The sequence below is a fragment of the Angelakisella massiliensis genome, from assembly GCF_900104675.1.
Taxonomy (GTDB): domain Bacteria; phylum Bacillota; class Clostridia; order Oscillospirales; family Ruminococcaceae; genus Angelakisella; species Angelakisella massiliensis.
Genome location: NZ_LT629945.1, coordinates 137,811 through 155,207 on the forward strand (window position 1 = coordinate 137,811; position 17,397 = coordinate 155,207).

Sequence of the window (17,397 nt, forward strand, 5' to 3'; positions counted from 1 at the left end):
CCTCTGCCTGAAAGGAGTATAATCCCATGGAATTGTTCTGGTCCCTTCTGGCCGTGGGCCTCACTGCCGCTTTGGGAGAAAATGTAGTGTTTTCCCGGGCTTTTGGACACGGCATCTTGCTGGACGGCTCCGACCCGCCCCGTGTGATCCTTCAGCGGGGTCTGGTGGTATCGCTGCTGTCCCTGCTGGCTGCTTTGAGCGGCTGGCTTGGCCGCATCTGTTCAGAAAGGCTTTTGCACCTTTCCACGCTGATGCGTCCTCCTGTATGCCTGATCATCTATCTGGCGCTGTTTTTGCCTTTCTACTTTCTTTGCCGTCACAATAATCTTGCTGCCAAATGTCCTGCCCTCCATCCCCGGGTAGCTCTGGCCTGTTCCTTTGTTCCCCTGGGCACCATGCTGGTGCTCTGCTTCAGCTCCTATGATCTGCCTCAAACCCTGGCTTACGGCATAGGGGTGGGAGCAGGCTATCTGCTGGCCTTGCTGCTTCATCACACCCTCAATCGGCAGCTGCAGATGAACCAGGTGCCGGCCTCCCTTCAGGGAGCCCCTATCGCTCTTGTTTATTTCGGCTTGATTTCCCTGGCCCTTTTCGGCATCGTGGGGCATCAGCTGGCGCTGTGATATACAGTGTCTGGGCGGCAGCCCATTTATCCTGTCCCCTGTGGGGGACCTCTTTCGGGAGGCGAGATCTTTGGCTAAATTCGTCAAAATAAAGCGATACAACTATGACCGCCGCAGGCAGCGAAACGCCCGGATTTTCCGCAATGTTGTCATCATTGCCATTGTTCTGGTTTTCGGCGCTGTCGGCTGGTTTGCTTTTGATCCCATCAATCAGCTGGTCAGCGATTTCCAGCTTCCCAACTGGGGTCAGTCACAGGGCGAGGCTTCTTCTGAAGCCACCTCCCCTTCCTCCGCTTCCTCTGCTTCTTCCGCTTCCTCCGCCCCTGTGGTTCCGGACAGCGGAGAACACACCGGCCTGCCGGAGCGCACCGCCTATCTTCCCACCCAAACTCTTTTCAATCCCACTGCTCTTTCCTCCGCCCTGGACAGCCTCAAGGCCCAGGGAGTGGAAGGCGTTGCCTTTGAACTGAAGGATTCCACCGGTGTGGTGCTCTACGACAGCCAGCTGGAAATCGTGGCCAACAACCTGGCCCTCTCCACGGTTCCCTACTCCCTGGAGACGGTGACAGCGTCCATCCTGGAACATGATATGACCCCGGTGGGGATTCTCTATACCTTCAAAGACCATGTTTCCACTGCTTCCATGTATGATGCGGCAGTCAAATATATGGACAGCCAGATCAACTGGATCGACAACGCTCAGTCCGCCGGCGGCGTGCCCTGGCTCAATCCCAACCATCCCATGGCCCGTGATTATCTGGTGCAGCTGGTGGATGAGGCCAGCCGACGCGGTGTGGAGTATATTATGCTGGATGGGCTCCAGTTCCCCGAAGGGTACTCCCTGGAGCTGGCCACCTACGGCAACACCGGTCCGTTGGATAAATCCGCAGTATTGGCTGATTTTGTCGCTGAGGCGGAAGCGGCCGCGGCCGGCAACGGCGGCGAGGTATGGCCGGTGATCAACCTCACCTCCCTGTCGGGGCTGAGCACCATCCGCTGCGGAGAACAGCCGGAGCTGATTTTGCAGGCCGCCGGCAGAGCCATGGTGGATGTGCGTCCGGAGCAGTTCGGCGCCGGCATCACCACAGAAGAGCTGACCCTTTCCGAGCCTCTGCTGGATCCTGCCGGTACCATCACCGCAGTGCTTGCCATCTGCCAGGATACCCTGGAGGCCGCTTCCAGCGAGGAAGGAACACCGGTACAGCTGGCTGCCATGGTTCAGGCTTACACCTCCACTGCCGTTACCGGGGCGGGCAACCGCACCTATACTGCCGCTGATGTAGTCAGCCAGGAGGAGGCCGCCGCTGAGTACGGCATGGAGCAATTCTACCGCTACAGCCCCAGCGGCATCTATCCCCAGCAGTAATTTTTATTTCAACCACCAATTGAAGGGGGCCGTTCCATAGTTTTATGGAGCGGGCTCCTTTTCCTTTTGAGCAGCAAAATGGACTTTTTTGTATAACCGCTGCCCAAGTCTCTTTTTCAGATGATTCAGGCTGTGCCCCTCTTCTTTGTCCGCAGCCCTGTTAAGCCAAAAATTTCCAGTGCATGGAGACAAAAAATTTTTCCCTTTTTTGAAGAAACCCCTCCCCATCCATCGTTTTATTGACTGAAAGGGCAAATCCATGGACAGGTGGTGAGACGACCGGCCAATGACAAACAAACAATTCAGTGATGTTGTGGAGCAGTACCAGCGGCTGGTCTACACCATCTGTTACCAAATGGTCCAGGACCATTTTGAAGCCCAGAATCTGGCCCAGGAAACCTTTCTTTCCGCTTACACCCATATCGACCGGTGCGATCCCAACGAGCTGAAGCCATGGCTTGCCCGCATCGCTTCCAACAAAGCCCGGGATTATCTCAAAAGCGCCTACGCACGAAAGGTACAGCTGGACAGCGGAGAGGACAGTCCGGAACGGCCCGCGCCGCCGGGGACTGGTCCTGAGGATCGGATCCTGGTGAGGGAAGGCGTGGAAAAGATCCGTCAGGCGGTCCTGTCCCTCAACGAGCCCTACCGAAAGGTATCTGTTCTTTACTTTCTGGAGGAAAAGGGCACTGATGAAATCGCCAAAGCCTTAGGGCGCCCCCAAAAGACCGTGCAGACCCAAATCTACCGCGCCAGAGAACAATTACGAAAAGTACTGAAAGAAGGTGACAGGGATGGATGAAAACAAAAACTTCCTTTGTTTTGACAACGATACCGGACATCTCACTGATGAAGCCCTCCGGAGGCTGATCGCCGGGGAACTGGATGAGCTGTCCCGTCTGGAAGCGGCGGAGCATCTGTCCTTTTGTGACCGGTGCATTGACCGCTACACCGCCCTGCTCACCGGTGACATTCTGTTGGATGCCCCCGATACCCTGCGTCAGGGGGTACTGGAGAAGATTCGCCAGCGTCTGCGGCGCTTTTATCTGAGCAAATACTGCTCCATGGGTCTGGCCGCCTGTATTGCCATGATTTTGTGGTTTACCGGCTGTTTTACCATGCTTACCACTCCGCCGGAGATGGTGGAGGACAGAAGCCTGAGCCAGTACAGCGACGGCTTCAGCCAGCGGATGGAGGAAGTTTCTCAGAACTTTTCCCAGAGCCTGACCCGTTTGATGGAACAAATCTTACCTGAGAGGAGCCATAATCAACCATGAAAAAGAGCCGACTGTTTTCCCTGTTGTGCGCTTTTTGTCCCGGCGCCGGAGAAATGTATATGGGACTGCTGAAACGGGGCGCCTCCATCATGCTCCTGTTCTGGGGCATCGTGGCGCTGTGCACCCTGATTCCATACCTGATGTTTTTGCTGCCGGTGATCTGGTTTTTCTCCTTTTTTGAGACCCTCAACCTGAGAAACATGACCTGGGCGCAGCTGGATGCGGTACCCGATGATCCCGTTCTCTCCTCCGACGGCACCCTGTTTGGCCTCAATCTCAAGGAAATTTCCGGACGTTTTCCTGTTGTCATCGGCTGGGGCTTTATCCTCATAGGCGCCTATCTCATTTACGACCGGTTTCTCCGCAGTCTGGTGGACCGCTTTCTTCCCTGGCTCAGCGGCTTTTTCTGGGCGCTGCCCTCTCTGCTGCTGGGAGTAGCCATCATTCTCTTCGGCGTTTACCTCATCCGTGGAAAGAAACTGCCTGAGGACAGCAAAGATGACGTCACCTTTTATGGGGGCGGCAGAGAACAGTCAAACGACAAGGAGGACCTGACATGACACCGGAAGAACGCAATGATCTCTCCTTCCAGCCGGAAGAACCTCGTCTGACGGATGCTGACCCTGCCCACAAGATTCCAACAGAATCCGGAACAGAACAGCCGCAGCCCCCAGACAGCTCCCCTGTCCCCAACATTCCTTCCGACGGCGGGGAACGTTCCATCTTTGAAGATCGTTTTTCCACCGGCCCCAAGGAGACAGCTGAGGAAAAGCAGCGCCGCCGCCAGCAGGAGCGGCAGGAAAAGCGAGTCAGGTTTCACCGGGCACAGGCGGAAAAGCAGGCCTGGCAGCAGCAGGTGGAACAGGACCGCCGCCACTGGCAGCAGCAAGCGGAAGAAGAACGGCGCTCTCGTCAGCAGCAGGCGGAGGAGGAAAAGCGCCAGCGCCAGCAGCAGGCAGCGGACGAAAGACGTCTGCGGCTGGAGGAGGCGGCCCGCATCCGGGCTGAGGAACGGGAAGAAAAGCGTCAGCGGCGCAGTCTGCGGCGGATGGGCACCCTCACTTTGGGGCTGACCTGCATCGCTTTAGGGTGCGTCATCCTGTGGTGGATGACCCATCCCGGCACCCAGCTGACCTTCCTGCAATGGTTTGGTCCGGCAGTCATCATCCTGCTGGGTGTGGAAATTCTGCTGTGCCATCTGCTGGGACCCAAAAAGTTCCGTTTCGACTTTGGCAGCCTGTTCATTTCCTTCTGCGCTCTGGGAATCGCCCTTGTGATGTCCTTTATTCCCATGGCTCTGTGGTACTTCGGCCCTCAGCGTTACGAGGCCCGGGCGGAATTTGAAGCGGCGGAGACCCAGCGGATTCAGTCGCTGCTGAGGGATTGTTCCCAGGTGACCTCCATCTATGTCAATTCCACCCTTTCTTACGACCAGTTTTATGATCCCCTCTCTCCTCCGGACAACACTCCGGATTTCGTCTCCGTTTATATTGAGCTGGCCCCCGCCTATACCACCAGCGAGGACTTCGCCCAAACCGCTTCGGAGTTGCTCACCGCTCTCACATCCGATGGAAACGCCCTGCCCAACCAGCTGAATATCCGCTCCAATAGCCAGAAATATTATTTTGAGCTGTATTTGGGGAATGATTATATGGGGAACTACTCTTGGGAATCCCTGCTGCCTCTGGTGGAATACCGTGTAAGCGATGAGATTCTGGGACAGACCATCACCATCGCCGACGGCTCCGGCTCTGTTGTTTACCCGCCGGTCTTTTCCCTGGACCTGTATGGGCTGCCGGAAGAGTTGTGGGATGATGTTATCACCTACTATGAAAATACTTACGGTGTGACAGTGGATGCGCTCCCTTCTGAGGAGGTTTCCTCTGATGAGACGATTTCCACCACAGAACCTCCTTCCGAAGAAGCCGCTTCCGATTCCGATGGGGAAGAAACCGCAGCGGAACAAGCTCCCGCCCCTTCCCTTGCTCCGCAGCAGTAAGCGAAATAAGCTTTTTTGGTAAAAAAATACAGTTATATCATCAACCCTCTGCATATTCGTATTTTTATACGCTTATACAGGGGGTTTTTCGCTGTTTTTTAGAATACCCTTGCATTTTTTGCGGGGCAGTCCTATAATGTTTCCAGTTATACCCGCGGCGGCACAACCGCAAAATCAGCGGGAAGAAAGGAACCGATTTTCCATGGCAGAAATTTTTGATCAGAATCAGCAGCGGGCTGTGGAGCTGACCAGTCAGTATCGCGCTGTAATGGAGCAGGTAGGCCGTACTCTGTGGGCACGGCCTGAGGTGGGGCTGGAGGAATATCATTCCGCCGCTCTGCTCATCGACCTGTTCCGGCGGGAAGGCTTCCGGGTAACAGCAGGAATCGGCGGCTTTCCCACAGGGTTTGTGGCGGAGTTCGGACAGGGGGGGCCTGTGGCTGCCATTCTGTGCGAATATGACGCTCTGCCCAACCTTTCCACCACCAATCCGGGAGCCAATGGCCATGGCTGCGGCCACAACCTTTTTGCCGCCGCCGCGGTGGGCACAGCTCTGGTACTGCGGGATGTACTGAAAGAAGGAACTGTTTCCGGAACCATCCGGGTTTACGGCACCCCGGGAGAAGAAAACTACGCTTCCAAAGCCTATTATGTCAATCAGGGGCTGATGGACGATGTGGATTTCTCTGTGGGCTTCCACGCTCATGACGAAAACAAGGTCAACTACACCGTCTCCGCCGGTACACTGACCAAGAGCTATACCTTCCACGGAAAGCCAGCCCATGCCGGAAACTATCCCTGGCTGGGCAACAGTGCTCTGGACGCGGTGGAGCTGATGAATGTGGCCTGCAATTATCTGCGGGAGCACGTCCCCACCGATGTAAGGATCCAGTACATCATCACCAAGGGCGGTGACGCCCCCAATATTGTGCCGGAGATCGCCCAGAGCCTGTATGTGGTCCGCGCCGCCTGCCGGGCCACCATGGACGGGGTTGCCGACCGGGTAGATGACTGTGCCCACGCCGCTGCCCTGGCCACCGGCTGCACCGTGGATATCGACTATGTAGACCGCACTTATAACACCGTTCTGCTGCGGGAATACGCGGAGCTGGCCCAAAAGCATCTGGATGCGGTGGGTGCTCCCGCTTTCACCCAGGAGGAGCTGGAGAACGCCCGGCAGTATGGTGACGGCTCCGGTCTCCATCAGCAGATCACACCTCTCCCCTGGGCGGAGGGCTACCAGGGAGGCGCTACCGACGAGGGTGACGTTTCCTGGATCATGCCTCATGTATCCATCTATGTTTCCAACGTGGCCCGAAACACCCCCGGCCACACCCTGCAAATGACTGCTCAGGGCAACTGCTCCGCCGCCTACACCGCTATGGAGACCCAGGTAAAAGCCATCTCCACCATGATCCTGGATCTGTTCGAGCATCCCCAGATGGTGGAAACGCTGAAGGCTGCCCATGAAAAGAAGCTGGCGGGGGACCGGTATCCCAAAAATCCCTCCTACTGGCCCGATCCCAAAGCCTTCCTCAACTGCCAGGGCGTGGAGATATCCGGCCAGAAGATCACCGCCGATTTTTCCCAGTTGATCCTGCTGCCTGAGAGCTTTTCCGGCCAGGTGACAGTGGAAAAAGATGGCGCTGTGGCCGCTTCCTTCACCGGCAGCGGTTCCGCCTCCTCCCAGATTCCTCTGGCTGAGGGGGACAGCCTCACTGTAGTCGCGGTCTCTGATGACGGCAGCCGTCAGCTGATCGGCTACTGGAACCTGTAAGGAGGCGTGCCAATGGAACAAGTCGTATTTGAAGATGTGCTCAAAGCCCGGGAGCGGATCGCCGGACGTCTGCCGGTAACCCCCCTGGATTTGTCCATGGAGCTGAGCGATGGTCAAACCCAAGTATACTATAAGCTGGAGTGCCAGCAGAAGTTAAAATCCTTCAAGTGCCGGGGCGCTCTGAACAAGATGACCTCCCTGACCCCGGAACAGCGCGCCAAGGGGGTCATGGCCATCTCCTCCGGCAATCATGGCGCCGGTGTGGCTCTGGCAGCCCGACTGGAGGGCGTAGACCAGGTGAAGGTCTATGTTCCCCTTTGTACCCCCAAGGCCAAGACGGACAAGATCCGCTGGAATGGGGCTGAGGTGGTGATGGCCGGTGAGGATTATGATAAGTGCCATGCCATTGCCATGGAGGCCCTGGCCCGGGAAGGGATGACCTATATCGATCCCTGCTCCGATGTGGAAGTGATTGCGGGCCAGGGAACCATCGGTCTGGAAATTCTGGAGCAGCAGCCGGACATTGACACCATTGTGGTGCCTATCGGCGGGGGCGGCATCATCACCGGCATCAGCGTCGCTGCCAAGCACTTAAAACCCGGCATCCGGATCATCGGCGTACAAACCGCCGCCTGTCCTGCCATGGCCGCTTCTCTGCGGGATCACACCTGCTATCTGGAGTATCCCATCGGGGAAACGGTCTGCGACGCTCTGGTGGGCGGTGTGGGAGAGATCCCCTACGCCATGGCGGAAAGCTGCATCGATCAGGTGCTGGTGGTGGAGGAATCCGACATCCGCGCTGCCGCCGCTTTTCTGCTCAAGCAGGAGAAAGTCGTGGCCGAGTGTGCCGGCGCAGTAGGTGTAGCTGCCTTCCGCGCTTATCCGGAATTGTTCCAAGGGCATCACACCGCCATTGTTATCACCGGCGGCAATCTGGATGCGGGGCTGATGACCCAGCTGCTGACAGAGGCGTAAAAATTTTGTTTGACAAAGCACCCGGTGAAAGAACGGGCTTTTGGGATGTTTTTCCCGCTTTGGGAACCCAAGTTATGCCTTTTTCTTTCCTGGTACCCTGATTTTCCCTTCTTTCTCCAAAAACTTTTTACAGTAAAAAGCATCTCATACCTCCTCTTTTTTCAGGAGCTGTATGGGATGCTTTTTAATTATATAAATATAAATGATCCTTGGCAAACAGAGAGCAAAACGGATCTCTTTGGGGGCATTTTTTCTCTTCCAAAAGAAAGGCTGGCAGCATATTGTTTTCAGGGAAGATTCTCAAAACCCGACCCCAAGACAGAACAGAGTTTTTTAGAACCGAAAGTGTAAAAAGCTGCTGTTTTACTCTTCCCTGTAATTTAGCCCCTTTACCTGCGGACAAAATTTCCCTGTAGAAACCTGCTTTTTTGTTTGAGATATTTTCCAGCTATTTCTATGTGATTGATCGCTTCTATCCCTATAGGTGCTTTTTATCATTGTACAATAAATACAAAATATAAATTGAAATGTTGAAAATTATTAGATAAAATAATGTTGCAAGATACAAAATCCAAACCGAGACAAAAGGAGGATGCAGCATGAGTGTCGATATTGGCAACGGAGTATTAAGCGCAGTACTGGTACAGTTCGCGCCCAAAAGTGCTACCTGTATGGAGGATGTGGACTACAACACCGACCGGATTCTGGAATTTATGGATCGTGCAGTCACAGGTTTTCCCGGAATTGACATGATCATCTTCCCAGAATGCTGTTTCCAGGGGATGTGTCCCAACCTTTGGATCAAGGTAGCTCTGAAAATGGATTCCGAACCTATTCGCCGGGTAAGAGCCAAGTGCAAGGAATTGGGCGTTTGGGGAGTCTTTGATCCTTGGGTCAAACCGGATGACGGGAGATTCATTGAAAACACCGCTATTATTATAGATGACGAAGGAGAAATCGTCCACAAATATGTAAAAATGTGTCCCTGGCTGCCTTGGGAGCCCACTGTTCCCGGCCGGGAATGCGGTGTTTGCCAGGGTCCCAAAGGAGCCAAGCTTGCTGTAATCATCTGTGCGGATTCCAACTATCAGGAGATCTGGCGGGAAGCGGTCCACAACGGCGCTAACGTCATTATCCATGTATCCCATTGGATGGGCCCCTACGAGGCCGCCTGGAAATTAAGCAATCAGGCAGGAGCCTTTTTCAACAACGTTCATGTACTTGCCGCCAACTCTGTTGGTATGGATGAAGCCTTTGTCTATTGCGGCAACTCCATGGTGGTAAACCCCAATGGTGTTATCCTGGCAGAAGCCCCCCTCACCGGGGAGTGGATGCTGCGTGCCGACATTTCTCCTCTGGCCGCCACCGCCACCGCCATTCAGGCAGTAGGAACCAACCGGGTATGGGATTCCGCCCACAGAGGCGCTTCCTGTCCTGATCTGGATGGCTTTGGGCTGGGCTATGAGGACTATACCGTATACAACAAATGACCCGAAATTCATCGCGGAAAGGAGTTTGTACCATGGTCAAAAATTTTACCTGTGAGCCTCATTTTATGATGAAGGCAGTGACAAAAGCAGGCATTTCCTTCCCCATCTCCAAGGCGGAGGCATTGGCCAAGGCGGGGGACCTGGAAGTGAAGGTGGATTTTGATAAATATGTTACCCTGCGTTCCATTCTGGAGCGGATGGTACCGGAATATTATGATAACGCTACCTTCTTTTACAACGCTTATATGGCGGCTCAAACCAAAGAACTGAAAAAACAGTTCAATTACTGAGTTCTCCGGTCCCGTTCCCCGTCTCCCATGCTCTCCCGCCGGGGGACGGGGCCTCTATTTTTCCTCATCCCCAAACAGTCGGGTAAGGGTCTGCACAAAATATTGAGCACCTTCGGAGAGTGCTCTGTTTTTCTGGCGAATCCATCCCAATTCCAAGGGCTGGGTGTTGCCGGCAAAATCGATACAGCGTACACCGATAGCTTCATAATCCTCTTTACACCACGGAAAACCAAACTTGACAGCATCTGTCTGCTTGACAAAGGAGATAATGGAGGAGTCGCTGTCAAAATAATAGACCTGCCGGAAGTCCTGCTGACCAATTCCGATGTTGCATACCACATTATCCAGCAGTGACAATTCGTCCTCAATAAACCGCGCCAAAGGAAATGCGAGCAGTTCCTCATACTTGACCATATCCCGGTTGTAAAGAGGATTATGCCTGCTGAGATTAACACAGCACCGTTTGGTGGAAACCCTGTGGTACTCCAGATGATTTTCCTCAAAGGCCGCCATATATCGCTTATACTGTCCCGAGGTAATAAACACCACCCCGACCTCGCTTTCCTGGCTGCGAACACTGTAAGCGCATCCCAATACTGACAGGTTGCGTACCGATACCCGGATATCCCTCATGGGCACACTCTGACGCATTTCCCTAAGGGTACGCAGAGTGATCTGACTGGGGTTGGTGGCAATATTGAGGGTATGTATGATATGGGACCCATCGGAACCACTGTAAAGGTTTTGCAGCATCGTAGTCTTGTTGACGATATCCTGCGCGAGGGTAACAAAACGCTGCCCCTCCGGTGTCACAACAATTCCCTTGTTGGTACGAGTCAGCAGCTGCACCTTCAGTTCCTTTTCCAGGGAGATAATGGCAGCACTGAGGCTGGGCTGGGAAATTCCCAGTATTCTGGCCGCCTTGCGAAAGCTGCCGCATTCCGCGGCCCGCACCAGGTAAAGCAATTGGTGGTACTGCATGATCCGCTCCCCCTTTATGATAATTTTACCATTTTTTATTATATAATAACAAAAAAGATGTTGTAAATACTCAAATATTCAAAAACAGAAAGATCGAGGTGTATGAGATGAGCGAGAGCAAGATAAAAAGCAAAGTCAGTGGAGATGTCTGGATTCTGCTGTGGGTGGGCTGGCTGGCGATCGCCCTCTCCCAGATATTGACCTTCGGCTATGGTATGATGGTACCAGGTATCATGGAAGACTTTGCCATGGATTATGATACCATCGGCAGCGTGGGAGCTGTAGCATCCTGGATTGCGGTAGTGGCTAACATTCCCATCACTGCCATGGCAGCCCGTTCCAATCCCAAATACTCCCTTCCTTCCATTTATTTGGTCTTCGCTGCAGGCTGTCTCCTTTTTTCTCTGGCCAACAGTCTGCCCATGCTGTATATCGGCAGGCTGATCGCCGGAGCGGGGGCCACCGGTCTGGTCAGCTGTATGGTGGTCATCAAGATCCGTCGGGTACCCGCCGACAAAATGGTGGAGATCAATGGTATTGAAAACTTTGTTCAACCTCTGGGGCAAACTTGCGGCACTTTGCTGATGGCGCAGATTCTGGCTCTGGTGGGCGGTTGGCGGACGGTTTATCAAGGTATCTGCCTGTTGATGATTCTGTGTGCCGTGCTATGGATTTTGTTCTACAGCAAAGTCAACCGCAGAGATCCCGATATTCCGGTACAGCGGCCGGATAGCAGCAATCCTTCCAGGGAAAAGGAAAAAAGCCCCCTCCTTCTGGCCCTGTCTCAGAAAACCGTTATTCTCTATGCCCTGGCTTATCCCGGTACCATTATTATCTGGATCGGCTTTTTCTACTATTTCCCTTCATACTTTATGTCTGAGCGAGGGTTTACCGATGTTCAGGCTGGCCTTGCCACCGGACTTTTCCCGGTCTTTTCCGCTATTGCTTCCATCGTTTCTCCCAAACTCTCCAAAAAGCTGGATGTGAACAAATCCGTTCTGGTAGGCAGCGGTATAGCCTTGTCCATCCTTTACTTCATCATTCTGCAAATCTCCAGCCTGCCACTGCTGTGCCTGGTTTCCGCTTTTACCGGCTTTGTCTCTTATCTGCCGGTGCCTTTGTATTTCACCAATGTCTATAAACTGGGATTGCCCCCCAAGGCGGTGCAAATGGCCACCAGCGTTCTGCTCACCATGGTTTCTCTTGGTTCCGCGCTGGGGTCTTCGGTCATAGGAGAACTAATCACCCTGTATGGCCTGTATACCGGCCTGGCGGTCTGCTGCGCCACTCCTCTGTGGTACTCTCTGCTCTGCCTGTTCACCCCCGATTACAGCGCCAAAGCAATGGCCAAACGAGCCGCTGAGAAAGCTGCCGCTTCATCGGTTCAGAGCTGAGCCTGTCTTCCTCTGAAAAGTAAAACTCCATAAAAAACACCCCGCTCCAGGTGCGAAAAACACTGGGAGCGGGGCTGTTTTCTGTTTGCCGCTGATGGTTATGATTATACAAAGCTGCCGCCGTGGCGGAGAAAATCCCGCTGGAATGTCTCCTTATGCAGCTCGGAGGAATAGGCGCCGGTACGCATACTTTGCATCTCTTCCTGCTCCTTGGCCAGATTCTGTCTGGCCAGCTCCAGCACTGTGGGAGCATCCTTCCGGGGAATGACCACGATACCGTCGGAATCCCCCACCAGGATATCGCCGGGCATCACCACCTGACCTCCGCACACCACCGGAACATTCATCTCGCCGGGGCCTTCCCGGTAAGGTCCCAGAGGAGTGGCGGACATGGCGAACACCGGCAAAGGACTGGCTGCAATATCATCCAGATCCCGAACCGCCCCGTTGACCACAAAGCCTCCCAATCCCCGGGATTCGGCATAGGTAAGCATCATCCCGCCTACCAGCGCCCGGTCGGGATAGCCCGCGCCGTCTACCACGATAATATCCCCGGGACTGGCATAATCCAGCGCCATCTGGGCCACCAGGTTATCTCCCGACGGCGCCTTCACCGTAAAGGCCACACCGGAAAGGGGACGCTTGTTAAAGGGGCGGATACCGCCGAACATACAATACATCCGGCGGACACAGTCTCCAATATTGCTGCTGGGGATTTTTCCCAGCGCTTCCACCAGATGAGGATCAGGGCGCTCAAAACTGGTAATGGCACGAAAGCCGATAGGCATCAAAAAACACTCCTTTTCTTTCCATGGATCCGGAAAATGAGACAGATTCTTTTCCAGACCATGTACCATAGGATAAAATGAAAACAGGACAGCTGTCAATGAAAAAATACGAAAAAAAGAAAATCTTAAAATTTTTTTCTTAAGGACGCAATAAAACCATTGTCAGGAAACACTATTAGTACGCAGATGGCTGAAAAGCCGGTCATGATTTTTAAAATTAAATTAAAGGAGAAGTATAAACATGATGAAACTGTATTGGAAAAAAGCCGCCGCTCTGATGTTGGCTCTGTCTATGGTGGCAGCTATGGCTGCCTGCGGAAGCAACGACGCTTCCTCTTCTTCCTCCAGCTCCCAGTCCTCCCAGAGCAGCAGCGCTGTGGAGAGCACCCCTGAGAGCAGCACTGGCGAATCCTCTTCTCAGGAGAGCAGCAGCGAGGGAGAAAGCGCTCCTGCCGGTGAGACCAGTGAGCTGGCCCAGAAGTACGCTGACGCCATCACCGCCGCCCGGGATGATGAGATGAACGAAGTTATGCCCATTCAGACCACCCTGGATGCCGAAAAGGATGCTTACCTCATTGAAATGCTGGGTTTTGGCCCGGATGATGTGGAGGCCGCTGCCATCAGCGTTTCGATGATCAATGTCAAAGCCTATGGCGTTGCTGTGGTCAAGCCTGCGGAGGGTCATGAGGATGTTGTAAAGGCCGGCCTGGAAGGCTTTGTGGAGTATCAGAAAAAATCCTTTGAGCAGTATCTGGCCGACCAGTATGAAGTAGCCAAGGCCGCCCGGGTGGAAACCCTGGAGGATGGTACCATGATTCTGGTTATGTGCGAGGACCAGGACACTGTTTATGGTGGTATCGTCAGCGCCCTCAACGGCTGATTTTTCTCAAAAGTTCCTGGGTTTTCCCTGATGCAGGCGCCCCGCTGCCCGTTTTACGGATCGGCGGAGCGTCTTTTATTTTCACACAAGAGCGCATCTTCCCGCTTGTCTGCTTTTTTAAAAATTTTCCGGCTTGCTCTTTTCAAATCTCCCCCGGTCTGCTATGATGGAGAAGCAAGCTTCCCCAATGGAAAGCGCTTAATATCTGATGTAAAGGAGTTCTGAGATCCATGACCGCAAATGAAAAGCTGGCCTTACTCCGTGTGCAGATGAAGCAAGCCGGAATCCAGGTATATTACATCCCCTCCTCTGATCCCCATATGAGTGAATATCTGCCGGATCATTGGCGCAGCCGCGCCTGGCTGTCCGGCTTCAGCGGTTCCGCCGGAGTGATGGTAGTAACCGAAACTGAAAGCGCCTTATGGACGGATGGCCGCTATTTCATCCAGGCTGCCCGACAGTTGGAAGGCAGCGAGATCGTTTTGCAGAGAATGAAGGAGCCCGGCGTTCCCACTGTTACAGAATATCTGACCGCCCGCTTATCGGTCGGAGATGTTCTGGGGCTGGACGGCATGATCACCTCTGCCGCTTTTGTAGGAGAGCTGGAAAAAGCTTTTGAAGGCAAAGAAGTTGCTATCCGCACCGTGGATCTCATTTCCCCCATCTGGACGGAAGACCGTCCCCCCATGCCTGCCACCGAGGCTTTCGTTCATCCCTTGGAATATACCGGTCTGTCAGCCGCTGAAAAGCTGGCTGAGCTGCGTAAAAACCTTGCCAAAGAAAACGCCGACTCCATTCTGCTGACCCGTCTGGACAGCATCGTATGGCTGCTCAATATCCGTGCTTCCGACATCAGCTATACTCCCGCCTTGTTGTCCTTCTGCCTGGTCACACCGGAAAGAACGGTGCTTTATACCAATGAGGAGCGTCTGACGCCTCAGGTCCGGGAGCATCTTGCCGCCAACGGTGTTTCCATTGCCCCTTACGCACGGGTACTGCCGGAGGTGGAGGCTCTGCGGGAGCCTCTGAGAATGCTTTGCTCTCAGGAGGATCTCAGCTATAGTCTGTATGCCGCCATGGTGGCAAACGAGTGCATCACTGTGGTGGAAGGAGCCGAGCCGGTTCAGCCCATGAAGGCCTGCAAGAATGACACCGAAGTGGCCTGTTTGAAAAACGCCCATATCAAAGAAGGCGTCGCCATGGTCCGGATGGAAATGGAGCTGGAGCGCCGTCTGGCTGATGGCGAAAAGCTGACCGAATGTGATGTTCACGATATTCTCAACCGCTACCGGCAGCCCCTGCCCCTGTTTTTGGGAGAAAGCTTCTCCTGCATCAGCGCTTACGGGGCCAACGCCGCCATGATGCACTATTCTCCTTCCCCGGATCACTGCGCCGTTATTGAGCACAGCGGTCTGCTGCTGCTGGATACCGGTTCACAGTTCCTGGACGGCACCACCGACACCACCCGTACCTATCAGATGGGTCCCCTGACGGATGAAATTCGCAGATACTATACCTATGTCCTGAAAGCCAATATTGCCTTGGCCAGAGGAGTATTTATGAAAGGCTGCTCCGGAGCCAATCTGGACATCCTGGCCCGGAGCCAGGTATGGCAGTACGGCATCGATTACCGCTGCGGCACCGGCCATGGCGTGGGCTATCTGGGCGGCGTTCATGAGGGGCCCCACAGTATGCGCATGACCAATACTTACCCCTTGGAGCCGGGTATGATCGTCACCGATGAACCTGGTATTTATGAGGAGGGACTGGTTGGCATCCGCATCGAGAATGAACTTCTGGTAGTACCTGCCTGCTCCACTGAGTATGGGGAGTTCTACCGGTTTGAAGCGGTCACCCGCTGCCCCATCGACACCCGTCCCATTGTCCGCGAGCTGATGACCTTTGAGGAACTGGATTGGCTCAATGCTTTCCACGAAACAGTATATCAGGATCTGAAGGAACATCTGAATCCCGAGGAACAGGCATGGCTGCGGCAGAAGACCCTGCCTATTGCCTGAGTATTTCCCTTTCACACAAAAGCCTCCCCTTCTTGCCGAAAGAAAGGGAGGCTTTATTTGTTGTGAGAGAAAACGCCTTTCTGCCTTTAGGGGGCAATCAAACAGTTCCTCTTCCATTCCTTCTGTTCACAGCCTTTGATGAAAAAAAGATGATTTCTCAGGATTCAGGTCCTGAGCGGCTGCTGAAGGCAGCATAAAGACAGCATCCTTTTGTTTACAGCTCCCTCAGTGCTTTATTTTCTTTCTCGCGTCTCTTCAAACCCACAGCCAGCTGCGGGGGCATAGGCTGCGGGAATATCTTATAGCGCCTTCCATCAAAACAAAAAGGCCGAACATCCAGCACCTTCCTTGCACCAGACGTTCAGCCCTTATTTGTTGCCAGCAGCCCGTTTCGCAGTTTGTTTTTGCCTTCCGCCAAGCCTGGCCGGCTGCTTTACCTTTCGTTACCCATTTTCTCCTTATCCAAAGGAGCAGTCAATCAGGCATATCTTCACAAAAGCCAGTCAAAATCACGGCCCATCCTCAGCCTAACTCTTTTCGGCCCTCCTGCCTGGTCACGGACGGTTTTCCCCAGGCACCAGCGTTACAGAGGCTTCAAAGCAGCAGTTTCCTTCAATCTCTCCCCGAACATGGAACCGCTGTCCTTCCTCCGCGGTATAAAGGACCAGCTCATCTCCCATCTTCGCTTCCCGATGATAGAACAAGGCCAGTTCCCCGATGGTTTCTCCGCCAAACAGCCTGTCTTCCAAAAGGTTGGAAATCAAATCCCCATAGATCGCATTGTTCAGGTGCCGGTTGATATCCACCATATTGTATCTTACCCGAACCCGCTCCGTTTCCGTCATCTGATCCGGCAAAGAGGAACGGAAGTCCTCCAGTTCCGTCAGCTCCACAAAAGGCGCCTTGATCCCCTCCGGCAGACGGCGGACAATGCGCTTGGTATCCATATCCACTAAAATCCACCTGGAATCAAGCTCCACCAAAACATTTTCTTCCACATCCAAAATGCGGGTAATTCTCCGGTACTGGGAACGCACTGGCATATTGGGCTGGGTGGTAATGATCACTTCCTCCCCTCCCCGGGGCATTCTCCATATCCTTCCCCGCAGCTTGGCCAATAAAAACGCCTTATGGAAGCTCATAAAGTAATCTCCGCCGATTCCCAGAGCATCGCAATGTTCCATGCTTACTTCCTGAGCCTCTCCCAACAGGTAGGACAGCTTCATGGCATTACTCCAGTCACAATAGCTGTATTCTATTTTGGTTCGTTTGACAAAAAGCCTTTCATCCATCGATGATTTCTCCTCCCCTTCAGTTGTTCTCCGTTCCAGGCCTTTAAAACCATCAAATTTCTTTTTATCATAGCACATTCATTCACACTTTTCAAAGGCATCTCCAGCGAGATAAAACACTGCACTGTTTCCGGCAAAAATTGCTGTTGGATGTTGTGCAAACAACAGGAAAAATGTATAATAATGTTGTTGGTCTTTTATCCAAAGACTGCCCAGTGTGGCACCTGTAGAATGGAAAGATTATTCC

The 17,397-nt window shown here is 53.6% G+C and carries 18 protein-coding genes; 15 read left to right on the forward strand and 3 right to left on the reverse strand.

Annotation, left to right across the window (positions count from 1 at the left end; translation table 11 throughout):
• The first annotated feature begins 26 nt into the window (after positions 1–26).
• The 11 genes from BQ5383_RS05805 to BQ5383_RS05860 all read left to right on the forward strand — a co-directional run bounded on the left by BQ5383_RS05805 (position 27) and on the right by BQ5383_RS05860 (position 9,797).
• Entirely contained in the window at positions 27–623 is a 597-nt protein-coding gene (locus BQ5383_RS05805; RefSeq protein ID WP_071430238.1) for an Rnf-Nqr domain containing protein, read from the forward strand.
• Positions 624–693: 70 nt separating this feature from the next.
• Positions 694–1,989 carry a putative glycoside hydrolase gene (locus tag BQ5383_RS05810; protein WP_071430240.1) on the forward strand — a complete coding sequence of 432 codons (1,296 nt, stop codon included), beginning with the start codon at positions 694–696 and terminating at the stop codon, positions 1,987–1,989.
• Between the two features lie 286 nt (positions 1,990–2,275).
• Positions 2,276–2,791: an RNA polymerase sigma factor gene (locus tag BQ5383_RS05820; RefSeq protein ID WP_071430243.1), complete on the forward strand. Its 516-nt coding sequence runs from the start codon at positions 2,276–2,278 to the stop codon at positions 2,789–2,791.
• Positions 2,784–3,266, forward strand: a complete 483-nt coding sequence (locus BQ5383_RS05825; protein WP_071430245.1) for a cupin domain-containing protein — start codon at positions 2,784–2,786, stop codon at positions 3,264–3,266. Before BQ5383_RS05820 ends, BQ5383_RS05825 begins: the two co-directional genes overlap by 8 nt.
• Positions 3,263–3,826, forward strand: coding sequence for a hypothetical protein (locus BQ5383_RS05830; protein WP_071430247.1), 564 nt, complete (start codon positions 3,263–3,265; stop codon positions 3,824–3,826). The genes BQ5383_RS05825 and BQ5383_RS05830 overlap by 4 nt, the downstream gene beginning before the upstream one ends.
• Positions 3,823–5,265, forward strand: coding sequence for a cell envelope integrity protein TolA (locus BQ5383_RS05835; protein ID WP_071430249.1), 1,443 nt, complete (start codon positions 3,823–3,825; stop codon positions 5,263–5,265). Before BQ5383_RS05830 ends, BQ5383_RS05835 begins: the two co-directional genes overlap by 4 nt.
• Positions 5,266–5,467: 202 nt before the next feature.
• Entirely contained in the window at positions 5,468–7,042 is a 1,575-nt protein-coding gene (locus BQ5383_RS05840) for an amidohydrolase (RefSeq protein ID WP_071430251.1), read from the forward strand.
• A gap of 12 nt (positions 7,043–7,054) precedes the next feature.
• On the forward strand, positions 7,055–8,017 hold the full coding sequence (locus BQ5383_RS05845) for a threonine ammonia-lyase (RefSeq protein WP_071430253.1): 963 nt from the start codon (positions 7,055–7,057) through the stop codon (positions 8,015–8,017).
• A 177-nt stretch (positions 8,018–8,194) separates the two neighbouring features.
• Entirely contained in the window at positions 8,195–8,368 is a 174-nt protein-coding gene (locus tag BQ5383_RS21045; protein WP_172724594.1) for a hypothetical protein, read from the forward strand.
• 248 nt (positions 8,369–8,616) lie between these two features.
• Entirely contained in the window at positions 8,617–9,507 is an 891-nt protein-coding gene (locus tag BQ5383_RS05855) for a nitrilase-related carbon-nitrogen hydrolase (protein WP_071430258.1), read from the forward strand.
• A 32-nt stretch (positions 9,508–9,539) separates the two neighbouring features.
• Positions 9,540–9,797: a hypothetical protein gene (locus tag BQ5383_RS05860; RefSeq protein ID WP_071430260.1), complete on the forward strand. Its 258-nt coding sequence runs from the start codon at positions 9,540–9,542 to the stop codon at positions 9,795–9,797.
• 54 nt (positions 9,798–9,851) lie between these two features.
• Here the strand turns inward: BQ5383_RS05860 and BQ5383_RS05865 are convergent, their stop codons facing one another.
• Positions 9,852–10,778, reverse strand: coding sequence for a LysR family transcriptional regulator (locus tag BQ5383_RS05865; RefSeq protein ID WP_071430262.1), 927 nt, complete (start codon positions 10,776–10,778; stop codon positions 9,852–9,854).
• A gap of 107 nt (positions 10,779–10,885) precedes the next feature.
• Here BQ5383_RS05865 and BQ5383_RS05870 point away from each other — a divergent pair, with 107 nt between their 5' ends.
• Entirely contained in the window at positions 10,886–12,172 is a 1,287-nt protein-coding gene (locus tag BQ5383_RS05870; RefSeq protein WP_071430264.1) for an MFS transporter, read from the forward strand.
• Between the two features lie 104 nt (positions 12,173–12,276).
• Here BQ5383_RS05870 and BQ5383_RS05875 read toward each other — a convergent pair whose 3' ends face one another.
• Positions 12,277–12,960, reverse strand: coding sequence for an RraA family protein (locus BQ5383_RS05875; protein WP_071430266.1), 684 nt, complete (start codon positions 12,958–12,960; stop codon positions 12,277–12,279).
• 241 nt (positions 12,961–13,201) lie between these two features.
• Between BQ5383_RS05875 and BQ5383_RS05880 the strand changes: the two genes are divergently transcribed.
• From BQ5383_RS05880 to BQ5383_RS05890, 3 genes are all read left to right on the forward strand, one after another.
• The gene (locus tag BQ5383_RS05880; protein ID WP_071430268.1) at positions 13,202–13,840 is read left to right on the forward strand and encodes a DUF4358 domain-containing protein; all 639 of its coding nucleotides are present in this window, start codon (positions 13,202–13,204) and stop codon (positions 13,838–13,840) included.
• Positions 13,841–14,070: 230 nt separating this feature from the next.
• A complete protein-coding gene (locus BQ5383_RS05885) occupies positions 14,071–15,858 on the forward strand; it encodes an aminopeptidase P family protein (RefSeq protein WP_071430270.1) in 1,788 nt (595 codons plus the stop codon).
• Positions 15,825–16,055, forward strand: coding sequence for a hypothetical protein (locus BQ5383_RS05890; protein WP_071430272.1), 231 nt, complete (start codon positions 15,825–15,827; stop codon positions 16,053–16,055). The genes BQ5383_RS05885 and BQ5383_RS05890 overlap by 34 nt, the downstream gene beginning before the upstream one ends.
• A 357-nt stretch (positions 16,056–16,412) precedes the next feature.
• On the opposite strand, the gene BQ5383_RS05895 is transcribed toward BQ5383_RS05890, so the two are convergent.
• Positions 16,413–17,150, reverse strand: a complete 738-nt coding sequence (locus tag BQ5383_RS05895; RefSeq protein ID WP_071430274.1) for an acyl-[acyl-carrier-protein] thioesterase — start codon at positions 17,148–17,150, stop codon at positions 16,413–16,415.
• Positions 17,151–17,397: the final 247 nt, after the last annotated feature.

What these genes read in the sequence shown, in the direction of transcription:
- BQ5383_RS05805 (WP_071430238.1), top strand. Translation starts at nt 27, where the DNA reads ATGGAATTGTTCTGGTCCCTTCTGGCCGTGGGCCTCACTGCCGCTTTG.
- BQ5383_RS05820 (WP_071430243.1), top strand. Translation starts at nt 2,276, where the DNA reads ATGACAAACAAACAATTCAGTGATGTTGTGGAGCAGTACCAGCGGCTG.
- BQ5383_RS05825 (WP_071430245.1), top strand. Translation starts at nt 2,784, where the DNA reads ATGGATGAAAACAAAAACTTCCTTTGTTTTGACAACGATACCGGACAT.
- BQ5383_RS05830 (WP_071430247.1), top strand. Translation starts at nt 3,263, where the DNA reads ATGAAAAAGAGCCGACTGTTTTCCCTGTTGTGCGCTTTTTGTCCCGGC.
- BQ5383_RS05835 (WP_071430249.1), top strand. Translation starts at nt 3,823, where the DNA reads ATGACACCGGAAGAACGCAATGATCTCTCCTTCCAGCCGGAAGAACCT.
- BQ5383_RS05840 (WP_071430251.1), top strand. Translation starts at nt 5,468, where the DNA reads ATGGCAGAAATTTTTGATCAGAATCAGCAGCGGGCTGTGGAGCTGACC.
- BQ5383_RS05845 (WP_071430253.1), top strand. Translation starts at nt 7,055, where the DNA reads ATGGAACAAGTCGTATTTGAAGATGTGCTCAAAGCCCGGGAGCGGATC.
- BQ5383_RS21045 (WP_172724594.1), top strand. Translation starts at nt 8,195, where the DNA reads ATGCTTTTTAATTATATAAATATAAATGATCCTTGGCAAACAGAGAGC.
- BQ5383_RS05855 (WP_071430258.1), top strand. Translation starts at nt 8,617, where the DNA reads ATGAGTGTCGATATTGGCAACGGAGTATTAAGCGCAGTACTGGTACAG.
- BQ5383_RS05860 (WP_071430260.1), top strand. Translation starts at nt 9,540, where the DNA reads ATGGTCAAAAATTTTACCTGTGAGCCTCATTTTATGATGAAGGCAGTG.
- BQ5383_RS05865 (WP_071430262.1), bottom strand. Translation starts at nt 10,778, where the DNA reads ATGCAGTACCACCAATTGCTTTACCTGGTGCGGGCCGCGGAATGCGGC.
- BQ5383_RS05870 (WP_071430264.1), top strand. Translation starts at nt 10,886, where the DNA reads ATGAGCGAGAGCAAGATAAAAAGCAAAGTCAGTGGAGATGTCTGGATT.
- BQ5383_RS05875 (WP_071430266.1), bottom strand. Translation starts at nt 12,960, where the DNA reads ATGCCTATCGGCTTTCGTGCCATTACCAGTTTTGAGCGCCCTGATCCT.
- BQ5383_RS05880 (WP_071430268.1), top strand. Translation starts at nt 13,202, where the DNA reads ATGATGAAACTGTATTGGAAAAAAGCCGCCGCTCTGATGTTGGCTCTG.
- BQ5383_RS05885 (WP_071430270.1), top strand. Translation starts at nt 14,071, where the DNA reads ATGACCGCAAATGAAAAGCTGGCCTTACTCCGTGTGCAGATGAAGCAA.
- BQ5383_RS05890 (WP_071430272.1), top strand. Translation starts at nt 15,825, where the DNA reads ATGGCTGCGGCAGAAGACCCTGCCTATTGCCTGAGTATTTCCCTTTCA.
- BQ5383_RS05895 (WP_071430274.1), bottom strand. Translation starts at nt 17,150, where the DNA reads ATGGATGAAAGGCTTTTTGTCAAACGAACCAAAATAGAATACAGCTAT.